Source organism: Salinicola sp. CR57, assembly GCF_003206585.1.
Lineage (GTDB): Bacteria > Pseudomonadota > Gammaproteobacteria > Pseudomonadales > Halomonadaceae > Salinicola > Salinicola lusitanus.
This window is the reverse complement of record NZ_PZJL01000001.1, coordinates 795,134-817,621: the sequence shown is the minus strand read 5'-3', so window position 1 is coordinate 817,621 and position 22,488 is coordinate 795,134. Positions and strand designations below refer to the sequence as shown.

Here is a 22,488-nt window from a genome sequence, read left to right as displayed (position 1 = left end):
AGCTATCGCTGTTCTTGTGATATCGGCTTGTGGCCGCTTGTCGTTGTAAAGCCGGCCTGTCAGACAGCCGGCAATCGGCACAGACTAGAGCGTGAAGTAGCGTTTAATCAATTGTCCAATAGCGTGAGAAGAGGTGGTTGCAGCGAGAAGCCATTCAGTCTAAGTGACCCCATCGGACATCGCCGGCAGCGTGTGGCCGAAAGCCTATGGCTGAATTCGCTCGCCAGCGGCCAGCCATTCATCGACCTGGTCCCGGTTCTCTTCGAGCCAGGTCCGTGCTCCAGCCACCGGGTCGCCTCGAGATTCGATCTCCGACATCAGCGTGCCGAGGTTTTGGTCGCTCATGTGCCAGGCATCGAGCACCGCGGTCAGCCAGGGGTCGTCCTCGGCGAAGCCCTGGCGCGAGAACCAGTAGATGGTGTCGCCGTTTCCATAGACGTTCTGCGGGTCTGCCAGATACTTCAGATCGTAGTCGGCAAATGCCCAGTGCGGATTCCACAACGTCACCACGATCGGCGTTTCGTCCCGATAGGCGCTGTCGAGCGCGGACATCATTGCCGGCTCCGAGCTGTTGACCTGCGCCAGCGGTAGATCGTAGGTCTCGATGGCCTCGTCGGTCATCCCGGCGATGGCGGAACCCGGATCGATACCCAGGATCGTGGGACTCCCCTGATATTCGAACTCGTCAGCGTGTTTCGCCAGCTCCGGAATGGTGTCGATATCGACGTAGCTCGGTACGACCAGGCCCAGTCCGGTCTTGTCGTACCAGGCAGCGTGAACCTCGAGCGTGTCCTTGTAGGGTGCGAGAAATTCCTTGTCGGTATGCGGCAGCCATATCTCCAGCGACAGGTCGATGTCATCGGCGGCCATCCCAGCGTAGAGCGCGCTCTTGCCGACAGCTGACAACTCGACGTCGTAGCCGTGGTTCTCCAGCACCAGCTTCCACAGGTTCGCGACAGCGACGTTCTCCGCCCAATTGTTGGTGCCGATGGTCAGTGTCTTTTCCTGCGCGAAGGCGTGAATCGGTGAGAGGGACAACGCAGTGAAAACCGTGGCTGCCAATGGGCAAAGCATCTTTCTCATAACTGGAACCCTCTATTTTTTATGTCATTCAAGAAAAAATCGTTATGAGTATCGCTTAAAGCGCATGACTTTTCAGCGTTGGATCTGCGCTTTAGCACCCGGCTGACCTTCAAGTTTCAGAAGGAGGCACCGACCCAAACGGGCCGCCATGTTCCGATACGAAACGAAAATATTCGTAAATCGTGTTTCAAACATTCATTGACGAACATTGCTGGTCGCGGCAATACAAGGCACATTTATTTGATTTATCTTTATATTTTTATACCGGCATTCAGGGATGGCGGATCGTCTACGACTTTCTGCCTAGTTCATAATGTTCGATTTCGCGCCACAATGATCTAAACCGAACACACATGAGCAGATCCGAACATGGCCAACGAAAGCTACGATCTGATTGTCATTGGCGGCGGCATCAATGGCGCCGGCATCGCTCGGGATGCCGTGGGCCGCGGCCTTTCGGTGCTGCTGGTCGAGGCCGATGATCTCGCCAGCCATACCTCGTCGGCCTCCACCAAGCTGATTCACGGCGGCCTGCGCTATCTGGAGCAGTACGAGTTCAAGCTCGTGGCCAAGGCGCTATCCGAGCGGGAAGTCCTGCTCAAGATGGCGCCCCATATCATCTGGCCGATGCGCTTCGTGCTTCCGCATCAGAAGCACCTGCGCCCAGCCTGGATGATCCGTATCGGACTGTTTCTCTATGACCATCTCGGCGGGAAACAGACCCTGGCGAACTCGCACGGGGTCAAGTTCTCCGACCACCCGGCCGGCACACCGTTGAAAGCGACGTTCACCAAAGGCTTCGCCTATTCGGATGCCTGGGTCCAGGATGCCCGCCTGGTGGTGCTCAACTGCATGGACGCGGCCGCTCGCGGCGCGCGGATCATGACCCGCACCCGGGCCGAGACGGCGACACGCAGCGCCGACGGTTGGCAGGTGACGCTCAAGACGAGCGACGGCGAGACCAGCGAGGTGCACGCGCGCGGGCTGGTCAACGCGGCAGGCCCCTGGGCGGTTCGCTTCCTGGACGATATCGCCGCCCAGAACCACCCCTATTCGCTGCGTCTGATCAAGGGCAGCCACATCGTGGTCGAGCGCCTGTTCGACCACGACTACGCCTATATCTTCCAGCAGCCGGATGGCCGCATCGTCTTCGCCATTCCCTACGAGCGCGACTTCACCCTGGTCGGCACGACCGATGTCGAACATTCGGGGGCGCCAGGCAAGGTGGCGATCGAGCCGGACGAAATTGCCTACCTCTGCGATGCCATCAACCGCTATTTCGAGCGACAGATCGGCGCTGACGACGTGGTCTGGAGCTACTCTGGCGTGCGCCCGCTACTCGATGATCACGAAGACAACGCCAGCGAGATCACCCGCGACTACCGCATCCAGCTCGACACGGCCGGTGGCGCGCCACTGCTCAACGTCTTCGGCGGCAAGCTGACGACCTATCGCCGGCTGGCCGAGGATGCCGTCGACCAACTGGCGCCGACGCTTGGTCAGCGCGAGAAGGCCTGGACCCATGACGGTCATCCGCTGCCTGGCGGCGATGACGCCAATCCCCAGCAGCTCCTCGAGTCACTGCAGGCCAGCCACGCCTTTCTGCCCTCGCCGATGGCGACGCGTCTGGTGTTCAACTACGGCACCCGAGCGCTGACGATCCTGGGCAAGGCTCAGTGTCTGGCCGATCTCGGCGAACACTTCGGCGCCGATCTCCATGCCGCCGAGGTCGATTACCTGCGCGAGCACGAATGGGCCCGGACCGCGGAAGACATCCTCTGGCGCCGCTCCAAGCTCGGCCTGCGTCTCGACGAGCACGAACAGCGCCGGCTCGCCGATTACCTAGGCTGCCCGTCTCAGGCAGCGACGGCGGGAGAAACATAGCCGACGAACGCACCACGCCTCGACAGCCGATCGAGTCATCGGCGTGGCGCTGGCCACCGGGGCCATGCCGGCCGGAACACCACTGACAGTAAGGAAGACCATGGGAGTCATAGAAACGATAGTGCTGCATGAGATTGCCGGTACGGCCTGCATGACGCTGCTCGGCTGCGGCGTGGTGGCCAACGTGCTGCTCAAGAAGACCGGCGGCCACAATGGCGGCCCGCTGCTGATCTTCTTCGGCTGGGGACTCGCGGTCTATTGCGGCGTGTGGATCGCGTTCGATACCGGTGCCCATCTCAATCCGGCCATCACGCTCGCGCTGTGGCTGGGGCCGGCCACCGAGTACGCGGACGGCATTCCCATCACCCTGAACAATACGCTGGCCTACTTCACTGGCGAGTTCGTGGGTGCCTGGCTGGGTGCCGTGCTCTGCTACCTTTGTTACAAGAAGCAGTACGACGATACCGAGGACGCAACCACCATCCTGGCGACCTTTTCGACCATTCCTACCATCCGGTCGCGTTTCTGGAACTGTGTGACCGAAGCCATCGGGACGTTCGTGCTGGTGTTCGTCATCATCATGTTCGGCCATACGCCCAACGGCCTGGGGCCGCTGGCCGTGGCACTGCTGGTGGTCGCCATCGGCGCATCGCTGGGCGGGCCCACGGGCTACGCGATCAACCCCGCTCGGGACATGGGGCCGCGTCTGGCGCATGCCATGTTGCCGATCCGGAGCAAGGGTTCTAACGACTGGGGTTACGCCTGGGTGCCGTTCGTCGGCCCGATCATCGGCAGCAGCCTCGCGGCACTCGCCGCCACGGTCTATTGAGCGGCAACGGGCGATTCAGAGACACGTCGACTCCTCATTCAGGACTCACCATTCAGAAGGATAGTTTCTCATGAGTGACAAGAAATACGTTCTGGCCATCGATCAAGGCACCACCAGCTCGCGGGCCATGCTGTTCGATCACGACGGCAAGATCGCGGGCGTTGCCCAGCGCGAGTTCGAGCAGATCTTTCCGCGTCCGGGCTGGGTCGAGCACAACCCCCGCGACATCATGACCAGCGTGCTGACCACGCTGACCGAAGTGATCAACAACACCCAGGTGGATGTCGAGGAGATCGCCGGCATCGGCATCACCAATCAGCGTGAAACCACGGTGATCTGGGACAAGCACACCGGCCAGCCGGTCTACAACGCCATCGTCTGGCAATCGCGGCACTCGGCCGAGATTTGCGACGAGCTGCGCGACGCCGGTCATGCAGACAGGGTCCGCGACAAGACCGGTCTGGTGATCGATGCCTACTTCTCGGGCACCAAGATCAAGTGGATCTTCGACAACGTCGACGGCGTCAAGGAGAAGGCCGAGAAGGGCGACCTGCTGTTCGGCACCATGGACTCCTGGCTGATCTGGAACCTGACCGGCGGCGCCGAACACGTCACCGACGTGACCAACGCCTCGCGCACGCTGCTGTTCAACATTCGCGAGCGCCGCTGGGACCCGGAACTTCTCGAGCTGTTCGGCGTGCCGGAATCGATGCTGCCCGAGGTCAAGTCCTCCAGCGAAGTCTACGGTCACGTGCTGCCGAAATTCTTCTTCGGCACGAAGCTGCCGATCGCGGGCATCGCCGGCGATCAGCAGGCGGCGCTGTTCGGCCAGGCCTGCTTCAAGCCCGGCATGGCCAAGAACACCTACGGCACCGGCTGCTTCACGCTGATGAATACCGGTAACGAGGCCACGAAATCGGACAACGGGCTGTTGACGACCATCGCCTGGGAGATCGACGGCGAGGTCGAATATGCCCTGGAAGGGTCGATATTCGTGGCAGGCTCGGTGGTCCAGTGGCTGCGTGACGGATTGCGCATGCTCGGCAAGTCGTCGGACTCCGAAGCCTACGCCGAGCGCGCCGGCAGCAACGACGGCGTCTATCTGGTACCGGCCTTCACCGGCCTCGGTGCTCCCTACTGGAACTCCAACGTGCGAGGGGCGATGTTCGGCCTGTCGCGCGGTACCAGCAAGGAGCAGTTCATCCGCGCCGCCATCGAATCGATGGCCTACCAGACCGCGGACGTGCTCGAGGCGATGCAGGCCGACGCGGACATCGAGCTGACCGAACTGCGCGCCGACGGTGGGGCCATCGCCAACAACTTCCTGGCCCAGTTCCAGGCCGATATTCTCGGTGTCGACGTCCTGCGCAGCGAGATCAGCGAGACCACGGCGCTCGGCGCGGCCTACCTCGCCGGGCTGGCGCTGGGGTTCTGGGAATCCCGCGAGCAGATCTCCGAGCAGTGGGCGATCGAACGTCGCTTCGAACCCGTCATGGGCAAAGATCGACGCGACGAGCTGTATGGCGGCTGGAAGCGGGCGGTGCAGGCCACCATGGCGTTCCAGGTCGCCTCGTAGGCACGTTCGCATCCCGCGACGCCGTCTTGCGAAATACAAGGCCCGAGCCCCACGTCGTTGAGGCTCGGGCCTTTTAGATCAAGATCGTCTCCTTCCCGCACATCGTGGCGAAGCGTCAGCCTTGCGCATCCGCAATGCCCCTTCGGCCGCTCTTCACCGGCGGTGCGGGCACATGCTCAGCTTCTGGACATCAATGGTCCTGGATTGGCGAGATAGCTCTCTCGGATCTTGCGCACGGACCAGAACGTCAATGCCGCTACCGTCCCCGTGGGGTTGTGCATCATGTTCTGCGGGAAGTTGCTCGCCCCCATCACGAACAGGTTGTGCGCATCCCAGTGTTGCAGGTAGCGGTTGACCACCGAGGTTTTCGGATCGGTGCCCATCACTGCGCCACCGGTAAGGTGTGTAGATTGATAATGGGATGGATCGAACTGATCGCCGACCTTGTGGAAGCTTTCGGTGTGATAGTCCGGACCCAGCTCGTCGACGATCTCGCGAATCCGATCGGCCATGAACATGGTCATGCGCATGTCGTTCTCTTTCCAGTCGTAGGTCATGCGCAACAGCGGATCGCCATGGGGGTCCCGATAGTTGGGATCGAGATCCAGATAGCAGTCGCGATAGGCCATGTTGGAACCCGTGGTGCCGATCATCATGTGATGACCATATTCGCGCTGGGCATTGCGCTTCCACTCGCTGCCCCAACTCGGAGAGCCTGGTGGGACCCGAGTCCCCCCGATGGCACCACCTGGCCCCTGGGTCGTGTAGATGTACGAACCACCAATGAAGCCGTGCTGCTCGGTGTCGAAGGCGTCTGGGGCGAAGTCATCGATCACCTGACCGCTCCCACCCGCACTGATGAACGGGTTGAACTGGTGCCGTTCGAAATACATGTCGACCGAACCGGTGATCTGATAGGTGAAGTTACGACCTACCACACCGGTATTGCTAATCGGGTCGTACGGCTGTCCGATGCCGGAGAGCAGCAACAGGCGCACGTTGGAAAGCGTGAACGAGCACAGGAAAACCATCTTCGCCGGCTGGAACACCTCGTTGCCATCGCCATCGATATAGGTCACGCCGGTGACGGTCTGGCCATCGTCGGCCTTGTTGATCCGGCGTACATCGCACTGAGTGCGATAGCTGAAATTGTCACGACGCTTGAGCGCGTCCAGCACACAGGTCTGCGGCGACGCCTTGGAATAATTGAGACAACCGTAATTGCTGCAGAAACCGCAGAAGTTACAGGGTCCCAACTGCATGCCATAGGGGTTGGTGTACGCCTGGGAGACGTTCGCCGAGGGATACGGGTATGGGTGCCACCCCAGAGACTGGGTCGCCTCGGTGAATAGGGTATCCGTCAGCGTGCGCGGTAACGGCGGCAGCGGAAAGGGCTTGCTACGCGGCCCCTCGAAGGGGTTACCACCGTCTATGATCTCGCCGTTGAGATTGCCTGCCTGGCCGGAAAGACCGGCGATGCGCTCGAAGAGGTCAAAGTGCGGCTCGAGCTCGTCGTAGGTAACGCCGTAATCCTGCATCACCATGTTTTCCGGCAGGAACCCCGGTGAAAAGGTAGCGTCGGCAAAGCTCTTCATGGAGAGTTCGGTCGGCGTCGCGCGATAGAGCACACCGGTCCAGTGGGCACCGCAGCCACCCACGCCATTACCGGGATGGAAGGTGGTCCATTGGCGCTGCGGCAGCGCCGTTTCGCCACTGTTGCGACGAATGGTAACGCCGTCTGTCCGCGGGCTCTGCATCATGCCCAGGCGCACGCCGTACTTCAGTTCGTCGGCGGGCTTGGGGTAGAGAAAATCTTCCTTGGTGCGATCGGCGCCGCGTTCGAGGGCAACGACATCGAGACCGGCGTCGGTCATCTCCATGCCGATCAGCGACCCGGTCCATCCGAGCCCGATGATCACGACATCGACTGGCTGTTTGTTGATGGGCACGTTGGTTACTCCTGTTCGCTGGCGTTCGGCTCGGCGTAGACCGGGTCGGGTTGGCTGCTATGGGTCTCTTCGGGGTCAAGCTCGCTTCTCACGGCAGCGACCTGGTCGGCAGAAACGCCGGGGGCCTGGTTACCCCAGCCCTGCCGCAGGAAGGTCGCGAGATTGGCGATCTCCTTGTCGCTCATGCGCCAGGCGAAGCCGGGCATCATCAAGCGCTCCGGGGCCTTGGGCGTCGAGGGAAGCTCAGCGCCAGCGAGGATGATGTGGATCAAGCCGGCGGGGTCGTCGGCATTGATCAAGGAGTTGCCGACCAGCGATGGGAATACACGAGGCGCACCCTTGCCATTGGCAAAGTGACAGGCATTGCAGCTATTGAGATAGAGCTCGGCGCCCTCGGAGATATCGGTCGCGCCAGTGAGCTGTTGCTCGGTGTCGCTATCGGTGGTGGCATCGAAGGCATGTTGGGTATCGCTGTCGACCGATGGCAGCGTCTTGAGATAGGCCGCTATCGCTTGAAGATCATCGTCGGACAGATGCGAGGTACTGTGCTCGATGACACTGGTCATCTCGCCGCCCACCGCCGCGTGGGCATTACGTCCCGTCGCCAGATATTCGACGATGTCCCCCTCGCTCCAGCCGGAGATGCCCATGCCAGCGACACCGTCTCCACCACGCAGGGCCGGGGCCAGCCAACCATTCAGATTAGCGCCGCTAAGAAAGTCGCTGTCGCTGTCGTCGAGCGCCTTGGATTGGTACGCAAGCCCGCGCGGCGTGTGGCAACTGCCGCAGTGACCCAGCCCCTCGACCAGATAGCGACCACGAGCCACCGGGTTTTCCCCACCGGGGGCAGTTGCCGTGGTCGGGTCATCGGTAAAGAACCAGTCCCACAGGCCGACGCCCCAGCGCTGATTGAACGGGAAGCTCAGATCGGTTTTCGTCGGTTGCTCGGAGACCGGCTCGACGCCGTGCATGAAGTAGGCGTAGAGCGCATCGATATCCTCATCGGAGACTTTGGCGTAAGCCGGATAAGGCATGGCCGGATACAGGTTGGCGCCATCGGCGCGCACACCCTGGCGCACCGCCGCGGCGAACTGATCGCGGCTGTAGTTGCCGATACCGTGGTCCTTGTCGGGGGTGATGTTGGTCGAATAAATCGTCCCAAACGGGCTGTCGATCGCCAGCCCCCCGGCGAACGGCGTACCACCGGGTGCAGTGTGACAAGCGACGCAGTCACCCGCTCGGGCGAGATAGGCGCCCCGCTCGATCTGGGCGTCATCCGAACTGCCGTGCTCCTGGGCGACAGCAGGCAGCGCGACCGAGACGAGCCCCATCGCCAGCATGCCAACCGAGACCTGGCTCCATGAACGACTCATGGGAGATTCCTTATCCTGAATGTGTCGGGAAACGCCGTGCTCTTCAACAGCGTCAGGTAGCGGCTCATCCCCGCTCGCCGGAAAGGCTGACCGGCCCAAGCGGATAGGGTCGATCGTACTGATCGACCCACTCGCGGAAACTGGCACGCGCGCCCGTGAAGCCCAGCATCTTCCAGCCGCCCATGTGCTTGTTGCCGCCGTACTGTGGGTCGGCGAAATAACCTTCCTTGGTGTTCTTGAGCAGAAAGGAAAAGAACGTGGCGCTCGGCAGCTCGCGCCCCTGCTGCGGCGCGAAGTGAATGTCACCGTTTTCCAGACCGCTCAACACCTCGATCTGACGCTTGGCGTCCAGCTCGGAGAAGTCGGCCTGATAGGTGTCCTGGCAATACCTGCGGGTGGCAGCGATGCCGTAGCGATAGAGCTCCGCCGGGGTGAATGGCAGTTGGTAGCCGAACGCGGCTGGCGCCCTCTTCGGGAAAGGACCTTCCATGTACCAGTTATCGGCGCTGCCGTATTCGCTCCCGAGCTGCAGGTCGAGAAAGATGGGGACGTTGGTGCCCAGAGCGCCGGCGCCGGTCTCGTCTTCAGGGATCAGCCGATCGGTGGCCGCCAGGATGAACTGCCACTCCTCGGTGGAGAAAAAAGTCGGCGTGTAGTCATCGATATGCGGCGCATCATCGGCGCCCGCTTTCGCGATCAGGCCAACGCCCGTTCCCATCGCAGGCAACATCAGCAACGAGCCCTTCAGCAGGGCACGCCTACCGGGCTGGAAGTCATTCTTCGGCATAATCTTTGGCCATCCTCGACTGTCACGGGAAGTCGGTATTATTACGCAACGTCACGCCCTTGGAGGCGTGAGCGATATCGGCCTGCAAGCCAGGCAGGTGTCGACCGTCACCCACCCGAGGGCCCGAAGCGCCAGTTATCAATCAGGTTTCACAGCGATAAAGCGAGCTCCCATGCCGCTGTCAGGGCGACATGGACTCAAATCACAATGGCTGAACCAGCTCCGCCGAGCAAGTGGGCGTGTCAACGACGCCGCAGTCCAAGGTAATATAGCAACGTAATTATGGCACAAAACGATAGCAGCCTATATACCGATGCCCATCAGGCCAAGACGCCACCCGTTGAAATCCGGATAATGGCCGGCATCCGCCCGGCCGACGCTCGGGCCACGCCATTCAGCAACCCGGTTCGCCCCATGGAAATCAAGGTCAACTATCTCGACAACCTGCGCCAGGAAGCCAAGTTCGACGACTTCACGGTGATCACCGACCAGCCGATCCGCTACAAGGGTGACGGCTCGGCGCCGGGGCCGTTCGACTACTTCCTCGCCTCCACGGTGCTCTGCGCGGCCTACTTCGTGCGGGTCTACTGCAACGCTCGTGAGATCCCCACCGAGAACATCCGGCTGTCGCAGAACAACATCGTCGACCCGGAGAACCGCTACAACCAGATCTTCCGCATCCAGATCGAGCTGCCGGCGGATATCTCCGACAAGGATCGCACCGGCATTCTGCGCTCGATCGAGCGCTGCTCGGTCAAGCGGGTGATCCAGAACAACCCCGAGTTCCAGATCGAGGCGGTGGAGAACATCGACGAGAACGCCCAGGCGCTGTTGATGGGCGGCTCGCTCGACAAGGACGGCGAGAGCCAGGAGACCTGGATCGAAGGCAAGGACCTGCCGCTGGAGCGGACCATCGCCAACATGACGGGCATCCTCGAGCGTCTCGGCATGAAGATCGAGATCGCCTCCTGGCGCAATATCGTGCCCCACGTCTGGTCGCTGCACATTCGCGACGCCGCTTCGCCGATGTGCTTCACCAACGGCAAGGGGGCGACCAAGGAGGCCGCGCTGTGCTCGGCGCTGGGCGAGTTCATCGAGCGCCTCTCCTGCAACTTCTTCTACAACGATCAGTTCTTCGGCAGCGAGATCGCCGCCAGCGAGTTCGTCCACTATCCGAACGAGCGCTGGTTCCAGCCGGGGCCGGACGACGCGCTGCCCAGCGAGATTCTCGACGACCACTGCCGCGCGATCTTCGACCCGGACGGCGAACTCCTAGGCTCGCATCTGTATGACACCAACTCCGGGCGCACCGACCGCGGCATCGTCTCGCTGCCGTTCCAGCGCCACTCGGACGGCGAGACGGTATGGTTCCCCTCCAACCTGATCGAGAACCTCTATCTCAGCAACGGCATGAGTGCGGGCAACACCCTCGCCGAAGCGCAGGTGCAGTGCCTCTCCGAGATCTTCGAGCGGGCGGTGAAGCGCCAGATCATCGAGCAGGAGATCGCGCTACCGGACGTCCCCGAGGCGGTGCTGGCGCAGTACCCGACGATTGTCGAAGGCGTGCAGGCGCTGGAGGCCCAAGGCTTCCCGGTGCTGGTCAAGGATGCCTCCCTCGGCGGGCGCTTCCCGGTGGCCTGCGTCACCTTGATGAACCCGCGCACCGGCGGCGTGTTCGCCTCCTTCGGCGCGCACCCGAGCCTTCAGGTCGCCATCGAACGCAGTCTCACCGAGCTGCTGCAGGGGCGCAGCTTCGAGGGCATGAACGATCTGCCGCCGCCCACCTTCAACGCCCAGGCGGTGAGTGAACCCAACAACTTCGTCGAGCACTTCATCGACTCGTCCGGCGTGGTGTCGTGGCGCTTCTTCAGCGCCACGGCGGACGTCGACTTCGTCGAGTGGGACTTCTCCGGCACCAACGACGAGGAGGCCGAGCGCCTGTTCGCGATTCTCGACGACGAGGGGCTGGAGGCCTATGTCGCCACTTTCGAGGATCTCGGCGCCCCGGTGTGCCGCATCCTGGTGCCCGGCTACTCCGAGGTCTACCCGGTCGAGGATCTGGTGTGGGACAACACCAACATGGCGCTGGCCTTCCGCGAGGATATCCTCGCCCTGCACCGCCTCGATGAGGCACAGCTGACCGACCTGCTCGAGCGTCTGGAGGAGAGCGAGCTTGACGAGCAGATGAAGATCGTCACCCTGATCGGGATCGAGTTCGACGACAACACCGTCTGGTCGGAGCTGACCATTGCCGAGCTGAAGCTGCTGATCCAACTGGCGCTGGGGCGCCTCGAAGACGCCCTGGACGGCGCGCAGATGTTCTTGCAGTTCAACGACAACACCGTCGACCGCGGGCTCTTCTATCAGGCGCTCACCGCGGTACTCGAGATCGCCCTGGACGATGATCTCGATCTCGACGACTACCGCCACAACCTGACCCGGATGTTCGGCGAGGCGAAGATGGCGGACGCCATCGGCGCGGTGGAGGGCTCGGTGCGCTTCCCCGGGCTGACACCGACCAGCCTCGAGCTCGAAGGTATCGAGCGCCACCAGCGCCTGCTCGAGAGCTACCGCAAGCTGCACGCCTGGCGGGCCGCCCGGGCGCGCTGAGCCCGCACTCACCCGCCGATGAAACGCTCGATGGCCCGCCGGTATCCGCGGGCCGCATCATCGCGCGTGGCGGCTTCCAGCGTATCCGCTCGATAGACAATGAAAGGGTCGTGCCACGGCAGACCACAGCGATAGGCGGTCGCCTTGAGCGGTATCAGGATTTCATCGACCGAATAGTAGTTCTGGCCCTCGCGGGTATAGGCGCCAGGATCGTTGCCAGCCGTGATGGCCAACATGATCGGCGTGCCCACGAGTCTCGCCCCCTCATTATCGCCGTTAAGGTAGTACATTCGCGTCAGCACGGCGTCCTGCCAGGCCTTCAGTAACGCGGGGGTGGAATACCAGTGAATCGGAAACTGCAGAACGATCCTGTCAGCCTCGAGCAGTCCCGCTGCCTCGACGGCACCATCGGACATCATGTCGATTCTGCCGTCCGGATAGCGGGCCTGCATGTCGACGATCTCCACGCCTCGGATATCGGTAACGGCTTCTGCCAAGGTCGCATTGGCGTGCGAACCAGCGAGATCGCGATGGAAGATGAGAATAAGTGTTCTGCTCATGGGTATCGCCTCGGGTAATCGATCATCCCCATGGTCGGGCAGTGGGCTATCATCCATCCAATCGATTGTTGATATGCGCCACTATTCACATGAAGAATTTACGTTCGATCGACCTCAATCTTCTGACCGTGCTCGACGCGCTGCTCGAAGAGGGTCATGTGAGCCGCGCGGCAATCCGGCTCAACATGTCGCAACCCGCGGTATCGTCGGCACTGCAACGATGTCGCTACCTGTTCGATGACCCGCTGCTCGAACGGGTCGGGAGCGTGATGATCAGAACACGCAAGGCGGAAGCCCTGCGCGGACCGCTGGCAGCCATCATTGGCGATGTCTCCAGATTGATCGATCTGCCGAAACCGAGGCTCGACGACATAGAGCAGATCGTCACCATTCTCTCTGCCGACGACCCTGTCACTCTGCTGGCAGGGTCTTTATTGCGGCAGCTGCAGCACACCGCACCCGGTATCAGAATCGTCTTCAGACCCTGGCCCGGCGCCGATGTCTCGAGAAAAGCGCTGATGGAGGGAACGGCCGATCTTGCCATCTCCGTGTTTACGCCTGGCGGCGAACTCGAAACACGCACGCTGTTGGAGGAGCGTTATGTCGTTGCCATGCGCCAGGATCACCCGCTAGCGGGCACATTCGATCTAGGCGGATGGCTTGCCTATCCACATGTGATCGTTTCCGGCGCCGGCGCCACCAGTACACCGCTGGATATCGCGCTCGAGGAGATAGGCCAGAAGCGCATGGTCGGTGCCGTGGTGGGCTCATTCCACATGGTACCGAGCATCCTGTTCGCCACCGATTGCGTCGCGATGATGCCAAGCCACGGTGTGATGCGAGACTATCCCGGGTTGGTCACGTTCGAGCCGCCCATCCCGGTGAGTGGCTTCCCGCTCCATCTCGCCTGGCATTCACGCAACACAGGCGACGTCGCCATAAACCACGTCGCAAATACCCTTAGCACGATCTTTGCCGGGCTTCAGGAAAGCCACGGCAGCGGATCATCCTGACACGGTTCTCCGGGCAACGAGGCTCGCCCTCACGGCCGTTGCCACCCGATCACGTCTCTATGCCCTCGCTTAACGCAAGCGTCACGGGACGGCGCTAGCCTGCCAATCATCGATGACGAGCCCTCGAGGAGACGAGACATGACGATACCGACGAAGCCTTTCACGCGACGCGACTTCCTGGTCGCCAGTGGCCACGTCGGGCTCGGCCTGGCGGGAATCGGTCTTCTCGGCGCGCCGGCGATCGTGCTGGCCGAGGGCCGACGCCCGACGGTGGAAAGCGGCGTGATGAGCGGCGACGTGCTGCCGGACCGCGCCATGCTATGGGGCAAGGCAAGCCAGCCGTCGCGGATGCTGATCGAGGTCGCCGACAACCCGGAGTTCCGTGGCGCACGCCCACTGCCCTGGGTCGATGTGCTGCCCAACACTGACCTGATCGGCAAGATCGATGCCACCGGCCTGGCAGGCATGGATACCGTGCACTATCGGGTGCGCTTCGCCGCGCTCGGCGACTCGCGCGCGATCAGCGAGCCGGTGGTCGGGCAGTTGCGACTGCCGCCGAGCGCACCGCGCGACCTGCGCTTCGTGTGGTCCGGCGACGTGGTCGGCCAGGGCTGGGGCATCGATGAATCCCGCGGTGGCATGCGCACCTGGGAGGCGATGCGCCAGGTTCGGCCGGATTTCTTCATCCACTCCGGCGACACGGTCTACGCCGACGGGCCGTTGGAAGCGCAGACCGAGCTTCCCGATGGCGGTATCTGGCGCAATATCGTCACGCCGGCCAAGCAGAAGGTCGCCGAGACACTGGACGAATATCGCGGCCAGCACGCCTACAACCATCTCGACGCCAACTTCCGGCGTTTTGCCGCCGAAGTGCCGATGCTGGCGCAGTGGGACGATCACGAGACGACCAACAACTGGTATCCGCAGAAGATCCTCGACAACGATCGGTACACGGAAAAGAACGTCGCGCTGCTCGCCGCCCGCGGCCGTCAGGCGTTTCTCGAGTACATGCCGATCCGCCTGCCCGCTTCCGCCCCGCAACGGATCTACCGACGGTTCTCCTACGGCCCGGGGATGGAAGTCTTCATGCTGGATATGCGCAGCTATCGCGGGCCCAACAGCGCCAACCTGCAAGACGAGGAGTCCTCGGCCACCGCGTTCCTGGGTGAAAACCAGTTCCGCTGGTTGCGGCAAGCGCTGAACGACTCCAACGCGACCTGGAAGATCATCGCCGCCGACATGCCGATCGGCATGGTGGTTCCGGATGGCGATCAGTTCGAAGCGATCGCCAACCGTGATCCCGGCCAGCCTCTTGGCCGCGAGCTGGAGATCGCCCGATTGCTCCAGGCCATTCGCGACGATGATATTGCCAATGTGGTCTGGTTCACCGCCGACGTGCACTACACCGCCGCGCATCACTACGCCCCGGAGCGCGCCAGCTTCAAGGCGTTCAAACCGTTCTGGGAATTCGTCAGCGGCCCGCTCCACGCCGGCACCTTCGGCCCCAGCGAAATGGACGCCACCTTTGGCCCCGAGGTGACCTTCTTCAAGGCCCCGTCCGAGGGCCAGTCCAACCTGCCGCCCTCGGCGGGCTACCAGTTCTTCGGCCAGGCCGATCTGGATGCCGAGAGCGAGACACTGACCGTCCGGCTGAAAGACAGCGACGGCAGGACGCTGCACACCCAGGTGCTGGAGCCCGAGACCCGTTCCATCAACGCCTGAAGGCAGTTGGCGGCATGCGGCAAGATCACACCAGCTTGCCCGGGTTCATGATGCCGAGCGTGTCTTCGGCGCCGATCATCAGATGTGTCAGGTCGTAGCCGGCGGCGGGCTTGCGTGCCCAGTTGCCGGTCTCGACGATGCGCCCGTCCGGCATCACCACCGTCATCGCCAGCCGATTCCCACCGACCCCGCCCGAGCGAAGCCGTGCTGGCCTAGCCGGGCTACACTAGCTGTCGCCGCAGCCCGCGGTGAATGCCCGAGAGCCCCCATGCCGCCAGAGCCACAGCCCGCCGAGACCCTGCCTCTCGAATCACATGCGTCTGCCCCATCCCATACGCCCTCACTGCGTAGCCGGCGCGGCCTGGATGGCCTGAACTTCTTCCTCGCCGACGTGCGCGACGGCGTGGGGCCTTTCCTGGGGATCTACCTGCTGACCCGTTTCGACTGGAGCGCAGGACAGATCGGGCTGGCGATGTCGGCGATGACCTTCGCTACCATGCTCTCCCAGAGCCCCGCCGGGGTGCTGCTCGACATCACCCGCCGCAAGCGCCTGCTCACCGCCCTCGCCACTCTGGTGGTGGCGGTCTGCAGCGTGCTGATGACGCTGCCGGCCTTCGTCAACCTGCCCTCGATCCTGCTGCTGCAGGCCTTGATGGGGGTCAGCGCGGCGCTGCTGCTGCCGGCGGTGGCGGCGATCACCCTGGGTATGGTGGGGCGCCGGCGCTTTCCCGCGCGCCAGGGCCGCAACGAGGTGTTCAACCACGCCGGCAACGTGGTCTCGGCGCTGCTCGCCGGGCTGCTGGCGCACTTCCTGAGCATCGAGTGGCTGTTCTATTCGCTGCTGCTATTCGCCTGCGGCAGTCTGATCAGCGCGCTGGTGATCCGCGAGACGGACATCGACCATGTCGCCGCCCGCGGTGCGGTGGCGCAGGAGGCAGCCGATGCGCAACCCCACGCCCGCGGCTTGATGCAAGTGCTGCGCGACCGCCGGGTGCTGATGCTGGGTGCGGCGCTGACGCTGTTTCACTTTGCCAACGCCGCGATGCTACCGCTGGTCGGCCAGTACCTGACCATCGGCGACCAGGATGCCGCCTCGCTCTACATGTCGGCGTGCATCGTGATCGCGCAGCTGGTGATGGTACCGGTGGCCTGGTGGGCGGGGCGCCGGGCAGAGAGCTGGGGGCGGCGGCCGGTATTTCTGATCGGCCTGCTCGCGCTGCCGCTGCGCGGCCTGCTCTACGGGGTCAGCAACGACCCGGTGTGGCTGCTGCTGGTGCAGGCGCTGGATGGCATCGGCGCGGGAATCTTCGGTGTGCTGTGGCTGATCGTGGCCGCCGACCTGACTCGCGGCAGCGGGCGCTACAACGCCACCGTCGGGGTCCTCGGCACGCTGTTCGCCCTTGGCGCGGCGGCCTCCAACCTGGTCGCCGGCTATGTGGTGGATGCCAGCGGCTATGTCGGCGGCTTTCTGTTTCTCGCCGCCTTCGGCGCGCTGGCTCCGCTGGTGTTCTGGTTCGGGGTGGGCGAGACACGCAGCGCCGAAGCAGACTAGGCCGTGCCGAACACCTCGCGCAGGTGAGAGCGATAGGCGGCGACGTCACGCTCGACGTCAGGCGCCTTGATCACGTCGTTGGCGATGAAGGTGGGCAGCGCGGCCAGCCCGACGAACTGCTGCGCCTTGTGGAACGGGAAGTAGACGCCGTCCACGCCACGCCCCTCGAAGAAGTTGTCCGGCGCCTCGAATGCCTCGAGGGGCGCGTTCCAGGTCAACGACAACAGGTAACGCCGCCCCTGCAGCAGACCGCCGCTGCCATACTGCTTGGTGGGATCCTGGCGCGAGCGGCCGTCGCTGGCATAGAGCGTGCCGTGGCCTTCGGTGAAGACCTCGTCGATATAGCGCTTCACGCTCCAGGGCGTCCCCATCCACCAACCCGGCATCTGGTAGACGATGACATCCGCCCATAGGTAGTTCTGTACCTCGGCGTCGATGTCGTAGCCCTGCTCGATCACCGTCTCGCGGAGCTCGTGGCCCAGCTCGCTCAGTTGAGCGACGGCGACGGCGTGGAAGGTATTGTTGAGCTCACCGCCGGAATGGGCGAACGGCTTGCCACCGTTGATCAACAGGATCTTCATCTCGAATGGTTCTCCATCAATACTGGTCAGGCGGCACTCGGTAACTACCGAGCCCGGAGGAATGGCAGCCATTGTGAAGAGAAATCGCCTCGGATAAACCACCCGGCCGGCAAGTCACTTTTGATTTAAAATCAACAAAACCCTGTGATGCGGCAACACGATGAAGAGCACCCTGGAAGAGCAGCAAGCCTTTGTCGCCGTGGTCGACAGCGGCTCCATCACCGCCGCCGCCGAACGGCTTGGCCTGACCGTCTCTGGCGTCAGTCGCGCTCTGAACCGGCTGGAGCGAAAACTCGAGACGACACTACTGAGACGAACGACACGACGCCTGGAACTGACCGAGGAGGGGGAGACGTTCCTGGATCACGCCCGGTCGATTCTCGCCGCCGTCGACAATGCCGAGGAAGCGATCACCAACCGTCATGAACGCCCCCAAGGCCGCTTGCGCATCAATGCGGCGCCGAGCTTCATGCAGTTCGTGATCGTGCCGGTCGTCGGCGAATTCCGCGACCGCTATCCGGGTATCACCCTGGAACTCGATACCCACGATCGCTTCATCGATCTGCTCGAACAGCGCGTCGATCTCGCCATCCGTATTGGCGAACTCGAGGACTCCTCGCTGCATGCCAGGCCGCTGGGCCATAGTCCACTGCGTCTTCTGGCCAGCCCGGATTATCTCAGGCTTCACGGCGCACCCCGCAGCGTCGGCGACCTCGCACGGCATAGCCTGCTCGGCTTTAGCCAGCTCGATCATCTCAACGACTGGCCGCTACTCGACGTCCACGGCGAGCCGTTTCACGTGAAACCATCGCTCTCGGCATCCAGCGGCCCCACGCTGCTGGAGCTGGTCCTCGCGGGCGAGGGAATCGCCTGTCTCGCCGACTACATGACCCTCGCCCCACGCCAGAGCGGCACGCTCGTCGATGTGCTGCCCGAGCAAACCCAGTTCCGAACTCAGCGCATCAATGTCGTCTACTATCGCCAGAGCGCACTCTCGCAACGCGCAAGGCTGTTCGTGGAGTTTCTCGCCGAGCGGCTGCCGGGGAACTACCTGCACGCCTAGAGATCGGCCCTCTTCCTCTTATCTCTTCCCTACTGCCTGTTCCATCGGCATCACCCAATTGACATCCCGGCGTCACGGCAACGTCACACGCCGAGGGCAGACTGCAAACGTTTTCATGGTTGCAGGCGAAGTCGCTGTCATGCCGTCACGTCCCTCATTGGTCCAGATCGCCGAACGGGTCGGGGTTTCCCCGGCCACGGTGTCGCGCGCCTTCAATCGGCCCGAACTACTCAGCGACGCCACTCGCGAGCGGATACTCGTTACCGCCAGGGAACTCGGCTTCCGGCCCAACAAGGTGGGCAGCAGCCTGCGATCGGGCAGCACCCGGACGTTGGGGCTACTGCTGCCGACGATGTCCAATCCGGTCTTTGCCGCCTGCTTCGAGGGTGCCGAGGAGCGTGCGCTGAAGGCGGGCTACAGCGTGATGTTGGCGACCACCGGATACGACAGTCGACGCGAGCGGGCGGCCGCGCGCAGCCTGCTCGACCACCGTGTCGAGGGCATGATCCTGACCGTTGCCGACCCGGCACGCAGCGCCACGCTGGCCGAGCTCACCGCCAGCGGCCTGCCGTTCGTGCTCGCCTACAACGAGAGCGATCGACATCCGTTCGTCAGCGTCGACAATCTCGCCGCCGCCGGCGACATGGTCGAGCATCTGATCGCCAGCGGTCACCGCCGGCTCGCCATGATCAGTGGGCCGCTGGACGCCTCCGACCGGGCGTCGAAGCGTCTCGACGGCGTCCTGGATCGCGCGGCCCGCCTGGATCTACCCGCACCGACCCATGTCTCGATGCCCCGGCATACCGCGGCGGATCGCGATCGCCTGCGGAGCCTGCTCTCCTCGCCCAGGCCGCCCACCGCCCTGTTCTGCTCCAACGATCTGCTGGCCGCCTCGGTGATCGCGGAGTTGGCGACGCTGGGTCTGCGCGTGCCGGACGACCTCTCCGTCTGCGGCTTCGACGGCATGGCCTTCGGCGCGCTGATGGTGCCGTCGCTGGCCAGTGTTCACCAACCCAGCACCGAAATCGGCAGCCAGGCCTGCCATGAACTGCTCAATGCCCTCGGCGGCGGAAGCAGCCGCTCCGTGCGCCTGCCACATCGCCTGAGCGAAGGTGGCACCGTCGCCCGCCTGCCGGTCGACTAGCACCGTCGAACCACTCCAACGTCGCACCACCCAACCACCGCATCGCCAACCCAGAGGATCGGATCATCATGTGGAAACAGACGCTTCGCACCGCCGTCATGGCACTGGGATTCACCGCCGCAGCCCTCGGGTCGCTAGCGGCCCAGGCCGCCGACAACGCCATCTGCTACAACTGCCCGCCGGAGTGGGCCGACTGGGGCACCCAGTTGAAGGCCATCGAGGCGGATACCGGCATCCACGTGCCCCAGGACAACAAGAACTCCGGCCAGTCGCTGGCCTCGATCACCGCCGAAAAGAGCAACCCGGTCGCCGATGTCGTCTATTACGGCGTCACCTTCGGCATCCAGGCCGCCGAGCAGGGGCTGGTACAGGGCTACAAGCCGGCCCACTGGGACGAGATACCCGACGGCCTGAAAGATCCTGACGGCAAGTGGTTCGCCATCCACTCGGGCACCCTGGGCTTCATGGTCAACGTCGATGCGCTCAACGGCGCGCCGGTACCGCAGTCCTGGAGCGATCTGCTCAAGCCCGAGTATCGCGGCATGGTCGGCTATCTCGATCCGTCGTCGGCGTTCGTCGGCTATGTCGGCGCCGTTGCCGTCAACGGGGCGCTGGGCGGCTCGCTGGACGATTTCACCCCGGCGATCGAGTGGTTCCGGAAGCTGCAGGCCAACGATCCCATCGTGCCCAAGCAGACCGCCTACGCCCGTGTGCTCTCCGGCGAGATTCCGATCCTGCTCGACTACGACTTCAACGCCTACCGGGCGCGCTACGACGACAAGGTCAACGTGCAGTTCGTGATCCCCCAGGAGGGCACCGTCACCGTGCCCTACGTGATGAGCCTGGTCGCCAACGACCCGCACCCGGAAGCCGGCAAGAAGGTGCTCGACTACGTGCTCTCCGACAAGGGCCAGGCGATCTGGGCCAACGCCTACCTGCGCCCGGTCCGTCCCGGCGCGGCGTCACCGGAAGCGCAGGCGAAGTTCCTGCCGGACAGCGACTACGCCCGCGCCGGGACCGTCGACTACGCCAGGATGGCCGCGGCGCAGCGGGCCTTCTCCCAGCGCTATGCCAACGAGGTGAATTGACGCCATGGGTCGACGACGAGCCTGGTTGGTGATCGCCGCGCCCGCCGTGGTGCTGTTCCTCGCCTTCTGGTTACTGCCGATGGCCAAGCTGGCCGGGATCGGTGCCGCCACGCCACAGGGCATGGACGCTTCTGCCTATTGGCTGGTGGTGACCCAACCGCGCTACTGGCAGAGCCTGATCAATACCGTGGCGCTGTCGCTGGGGGCAACGCTGGCCACGCTCGTCATCGCCCTGCCCGTCAGTCGCTTCCTGGCCCGCCACCCCGACTTTCCCGGGCGGCGGGTGCTGATGTCGCTGCTGCTCTTTCCACTCGCCTTCCCCGGCGTGGTGGTGGGTTTCCTGGTGATTCTCGCCACCGGCCGCCAGGGCGTGCTCAACACACTCTCGAAGGCGCTTTCCGGTGACCCGATGGTACTGGCCTACGGCATGGCAGGGCTCTTCATCGGCTATCTCTACTTTCTGCTGCCGCGCACCATCGGCGTGCTGATGACGGCGGTGGAGGGGATCGACAAGCACTGGCTGGAAGCGGCGCAGACACTGGGTGCAAGCCCCTGGCGCCGGTTTGTCGATATCGAGCTGCCGGCGCTGACCGGCGCGCTGACCGCGGCCGGGGCGATGTGCTTCGCCACCGCCATGGGCGCCTTCGGCACCGTGTTCACCCTCGGTACCCGGATCGACGTGCTGCCGATCACCATCTACGACGAGTTCACCAACTACGCCAACCTCCCGGTCGCCGCGGCGCTCTCGGTGGTACTGGGGCTGGCCACCTGGGCGGTGCTCTACGCCGCCAACAGCCTGGCCGCCCGTACGGCAAGGGGAAACTGAGATGACCGCAGGAGTTCCCGCATGAGGCATTCCCGCTTCGACACCCGGCTCGGCCTGACCGCCACGCTCGCCGTCGCCGCCTTCCTGATCGGCCCGGTGCTGCTGTCGGTCACCGCCGGGGTGACGAGGAACTATTTCGTCGGCCTCTCCAGCGGGCTGACGCTGGACTGGATCGTTCAGGTCTGGGATCTCTACGCCGACACGATCTGGCGCTCCTACGCCGTGGCACTGGCCACCCTTGCGATCACCACCATCATCGGCGTGCCTGCCGCCTGGGTACTGACGCTGTTTCCCGGCCGGCTCTCACGCCTGCTGGAGGAGCTGCTGACCCTGCCGGTGGCCGTTCCCGGGCTCGCCACCGCGCTGGCCCTGATCGTCTCCTGGGGCAGCGTCGGCTGGTTGCGCAGCAGCGTGGCGTTCATCGTTATTGGCCATGTGCTGTTCACGCTGCCGTTCATGGTACGCGCCGTGCGCGCCGGGATGCAGGGGGCCGACCTGGTGGTGCTGGACGAAGCTGCCGCGACCCTCGGTGCCAGTCGCCGCCGGCGCTTCTTCGACATCATCGTGCCTGCCGCCAGAAGCGGCATCGTCACCGGCGCGCTGACCGTGGTGACGCTCTCCATCGGCGAGTTCAACCTGACCTGGCTGCTGCATACGCCGCTGACCAAGACGCTGCCGGTGGGGCTGGCCGACAGCTACGCCTCGATGCGACTCGAGGTCGCCTCCGCCTACACCCTCGTCTTCCTGCTGATGCTGCTGCCGCTGATGGTCGGGCTGCAGTGGATCGCCGCCCGCTCGACGCGCCACGGCGGCCTCGGTCTTGGCGCATCGACATGATTTCATCACGT

Annotated in this window: 19 protein-coding genes; 12 read left to right on the top strand and 7 right to left on the bottom strand. The window is 63.6% G+C overall.

Annotated elements, in window-relative coordinates:
- Positions 1-204: 204 nt before the first annotated feature.
- Positions 205-1,083: a glycine betaine ABC transporter substrate-binding protein gene (locus DOM56_RS03715; protein WP_110707513.1), complete on the bottom strand. Its 879-nt coding sequence runs from the start codon at positions 1,081-1,083 to the stop codon at positions 205-207.
- Positions 1,084-1,452: 369 nt separating this feature from the next.
- On the opposite strand from DOM56_RS03715, the gene glpD reads away from it, so the two are divergent.
- From glpD to glpK, 3 genes are all read left to right on the top strand, one after another.
- Positions 1,453-2,967 (top strand): glycerol-3-phosphate dehydrogenase, encoded by a 1,515-nt coding sequence (glpD, locus tag DOM56_RS03710; RefSeq protein WP_110707512.1) that lies wholly within the window; start codon positions 1,453-1,455, stop codon positions 2,965-2,967.
- Positions 2,968-3,067: 100 nt separating this feature from the next.
- Positions 3,068-3,796 (top strand): MIP/aquaporin family protein, encoded by a 729-nt coding sequence (locus tag DOM56_RS03705; RefSeq protein WP_198655655.1) that lies wholly within the window; start codon positions 3,068-3,070, stop codon positions 3,794-3,796.
- A gap of 70 nt (positions 3,797-3,866) precedes the next feature.
- Entirely contained in the window at positions 3,867-5,372 is a 1,506-nt protein-coding gene (gene glpK, locus DOM56_RS03700) for a glycerol kinase GlpK (RefSeq protein WP_110707511.1), read from the top strand.
- A 176-nt stretch (positions 5,373-5,548) separates the two neighbouring features.
- Here glpK and DOM56_RS03695 read toward each other — a convergent pair whose 3' ends face one another.
- The 3 genes from DOM56_RS03695 to DOM56_RS03685 all read right to left on the bottom strand — a co-directional run bounded on the left by DOM56_RS03695 (position 5,549) and on the right by DOM56_RS03685 (position 9,481).
- Complete coding sequence (locus DOM56_RS03695) at positions 5,549-7,321, bottom strand: GMC family oxidoreductase (protein WP_232822158.1); 1,773 nt, start codon at positions 7,319-7,321, stop codon at positions 5,549-5,551.
- Positions 7,322-7,326: 5 nt separating this feature from the next.
- Positions 7,327-8,694, bottom strand: a complete 1,368-nt coding sequence (locus DOM56_RS03690; RefSeq protein WP_110707510.1) for a cytochrome c — start codon at positions 8,692-8,694, stop codon at positions 7,327-7,329.
- 64 nt (positions 8,695-8,758) lie between these two features.
- Entirely contained in the window at positions 8,759-9,481 is a 723-nt protein-coding gene (locus DOM56_RS03685) for a gluconate 2-dehydrogenase subunit 3 family protein (RefSeq protein WP_110707509.1), read from the bottom strand.
- A gap of 414 nt (positions 9,482-9,895) precedes the next feature.
- On the opposite strand from DOM56_RS03685, the gene DOM56_RS03680 reads away from it, so the two are divergent.
- The gene (locus tag DOM56_RS03680; protein WP_110707608.1) at positions 9,896-12,091 is read left to right on the top strand and encodes an OsmC domain/YcaO domain-containing protein; all 2,196 of its coding nucleotides are present in this window, start codon (positions 9,896-9,898) and stop codon (positions 12,089-12,091) included.
- A gap of 8 nt (positions 12,092-12,099) precedes the next feature.
- Here the strand turns inward: DOM56_RS03680 and DOM56_RS03675 are convergent, their stop codons facing one another.
- Complete coding sequence (locus DOM56_RS03675) at positions 12,100-12,651, bottom strand: NAD(P)H-dependent oxidoreductase (RefSeq protein WP_110707508.1); 552 nt, start codon at positions 12,649-12,651, stop codon at positions 12,100-12,102.
- Between the two features lie 89 nt (positions 12,652-12,740).
- On the opposite strand from DOM56_RS03675, the gene DOM56_RS03670 reads away from it, so the two are divergent.
- Together DOM56_RS03670 and DOM56_RS03665 are read left to right on the top strand one after the other, a co-directional pair.
- Positions 12,741-13,664 (top strand): LysR substrate-binding domain-containing protein, encoded by a 924-nt coding sequence (locus DOM56_RS03670; protein ID WP_110707507.1) that lies wholly within the window; start codon positions 12,741-12,743, stop codon positions 13,662-13,664.
- 138 nt (positions 13,665-13,802) lie between these two features.
- Positions 13,803-15,386 (top strand): alkaline phosphatase D family protein, encoded by a 1,584-nt coding sequence (locus DOM56_RS03665; RefSeq protein WP_110707506.1) that lies wholly within the window; start codon positions 13,803-13,805, stop codon positions 15,384-15,386.
- Positions 15,387-15,411: 25 nt separating this feature from the next.
- Here DOM56_RS03665 and DOM56_RS19640 read toward each other — a convergent pair whose 3' ends face one another.
- The gene (locus DOM56_RS19640; protein WP_157958150.1) at positions 15,412-15,552 is read right to left on the bottom strand and encodes a hypothetical protein; all 141 of its coding nucleotides are present in this window, start codon (positions 15,550-15,552) and stop codon (positions 15,412-15,414) included.
- A gap of 102 nt (positions 15,553-15,654) precedes the next feature.
- Between DOM56_RS19640 and DOM56_RS03660 the strand changes: the two genes are divergently transcribed.
- A complete protein-coding gene (locus DOM56_RS03660; RefSeq protein WP_110707505.1) occupies positions 15,655-16,938 on the top strand; it encodes an MFS transporter in 1,284 nt (427 codons plus the stop codon).
- On the opposite strand, the gene DOM56_RS03655 is transcribed toward DOM56_RS03660, so the two are convergent.
- A complete protein-coding gene (locus tag DOM56_RS03655; protein WP_110707504.1) occupies positions 16,935-17,519 on the bottom strand; it encodes an NAD(P)H-dependent oxidoreductase in 585 nt (194 codons plus the stop codon). The genes DOM56_RS03660 and DOM56_RS03655 overlap by 4 nt on opposite strands.
- Before the next feature lie 160 nt (positions 17,520-17,679).
- Between DOM56_RS03655 and DOM56_RS03650 the strand changes: the two genes are divergently transcribed.
- The 5 genes from DOM56_RS03650 (at position 17,680) to DOM56_RS03630 (ending at position 22,477) form a co-directional block, all read left to right on the top strand.
- Entirely contained in the window at positions 17,680-18,582 is a 903-nt protein-coding gene (locus tag DOM56_RS03650) for a LysR substrate-binding domain-containing protein (protein ID WP_110707503.1), read from the top strand.
- 139 nt (positions 18,583-18,721) lie between these two features.
- Positions 18,722-19,726 carry a LacI family DNA-binding transcriptional regulator gene (locus DOM56_RS03645; protein ID WP_110707502.1) on the top strand — a complete coding sequence of 335 codons (1,005 nt, stop codon included), beginning with the start codon at positions 18,722-18,724 and terminating at the stop codon, positions 19,724-19,726.
- A gap of 68 nt (positions 19,727-19,794) precedes the next feature.
- Positions 19,795-20,814 (top strand): ABC transporter substrate-binding protein, encoded by a 1,020-nt coding sequence (locus DOM56_RS03640; RefSeq protein ID WP_198655654.1) that lies wholly within the window; start codon positions 19,795-19,797, stop codon positions 20,812-20,814.
- 4 nt (positions 20,815-20,818) lie between these two features.
- Entirely contained in the window at positions 20,819-21,640 is an 822-nt protein-coding gene (locus tag DOM56_RS03635; RefSeq protein ID WP_110707501.1) for an ABC transporter permease, read from the top strand.
- A gap of 21 nt (positions 21,641-21,661) precedes the next feature.
- Entirely contained in the window at positions 21,662-22,477 is an 816-nt protein-coding gene (locus tag DOM56_RS03630; RefSeq protein WP_110707500.1) for an ABC transporter permease subunit, read from the top strand.
- Positions 22,478-22,488 lie beyond the last annotated feature (11 nt).

Coding starts and splice junctions, on each gene's coding strand:
- DOM56_RS19640 (WP_157958150.1), bottom strand. CDS start 15,552: ATGACGGTGGTGATGCCGGACGGGCGCATCGTCGAGACCGGCAACTGG.
- DOM56_RS03650 (WP_110707503.1), top strand. CDS start 17,680: ATGAAGAGCACCCTGGAAGAGCAGCAAGCCTTTGTCGCCGTGGTCGAC.
- DOM56_RS03655 (WP_110707504.1), bottom strand. CDS start 17,519: ATGAAGATCCTGTTGATCAACGGTGGCAAGCCGTTCGCCCATTCCGGC.
- DOM56_RS03705 (WP_198655655.1), top strand. CDS start 3,068: ATGGGAGTCATAGAAACGATAGTGCTGCATGAGATTGCCGGTACGGCC.
- DOM56_RS03635 (WP_110707501.1), top strand. CDS start 20,819: ATGGGTCGACGACGAGCCTGGTTGGTGATCGCCGCGCCCGCCGTGGTG.
- DOM56_RS03665 (WP_110707506.1), top strand. CDS start 13,803: ATGACGATACCGACGAAGCCTTTCACGCGACGCGACTTCCTGGTCGCC.
- glpK (WP_110707511.1), top strand. CDS start 3,867: ATGAGTGACAAGAAATACGTTCTGGCCATCGATCAAGGCACCACCAGC.
- DOM56_RS03640 (WP_198655654.1), top strand. CDS start 19,795: ATGTGGAAACAGACGCTTCGCACCGCCGTCATGGCACTGGGATTCACC.
- DOM56_RS03630 (WP_110707500.1), top strand. CDS start 21,662: ATGAGGCATTCCCGCTTCGACACCCGGCTCGGCCTGACCGCCACGCTC.
- DOM56_RS03715 (WP_110707513.1), bottom strand. CDS start 1,083: ATGAGAAAGATGCTTTGCCCATTGGCAGCCACGGTTTTCACTGCGTTG.
- DOM56_RS03670 (WP_110707507.1), top strand. CDS start 12,741: ATGAAGAATTTACGTTCGATCGACCTCAATCTTCTGACCGTGCTCGAC.
- DOM56_RS03680 (WP_110707608.1), top strand. CDS start 9,896: ATGGAAATCAAGGTCAACTATCTCGACAACCTGCGCCAGGAAGCCAAG.
- DOM56_RS03645 (WP_110707502.1), top strand. CDS start 18,722: ATGCCGTCACGTCCCTCATTGGTCCAGATCGCCGAACGGGTCGGGGTT.
- glpD (WP_110707512.1), top strand. CDS start 1,453: ATGGCCAACGAAAGCTACGATCTGATTGTCATTGGCGGCGGCATCAAT.
- DOM56_RS03690 (WP_110707510.1), bottom strand. CDS start 8,694: ATGAGTCGTTCATGGAGCCAGGTCTCGGTTGGCATGCTGGCGATGGGG.
- DOM56_RS03685 (WP_110707509.1), bottom strand. CDS start 9,481: ATGCCGAAGAATGACTTCCAGCCCGGTAGGCGTGCCCTGCTGAAGGGC.
- DOM56_RS03675 (WP_110707508.1), bottom strand. CDS start 12,651: ATGAGCAGAACACTTATTCTCATCTTCCATCGCGATCTCGCTGGTTCG.
- DOM56_RS03660 (WP_110707505.1), top strand. CDS start 15,655: ATGCCGCCAGAGCCACAGCCCGCCGAGACCCTGCCTCTCGAATCACAT.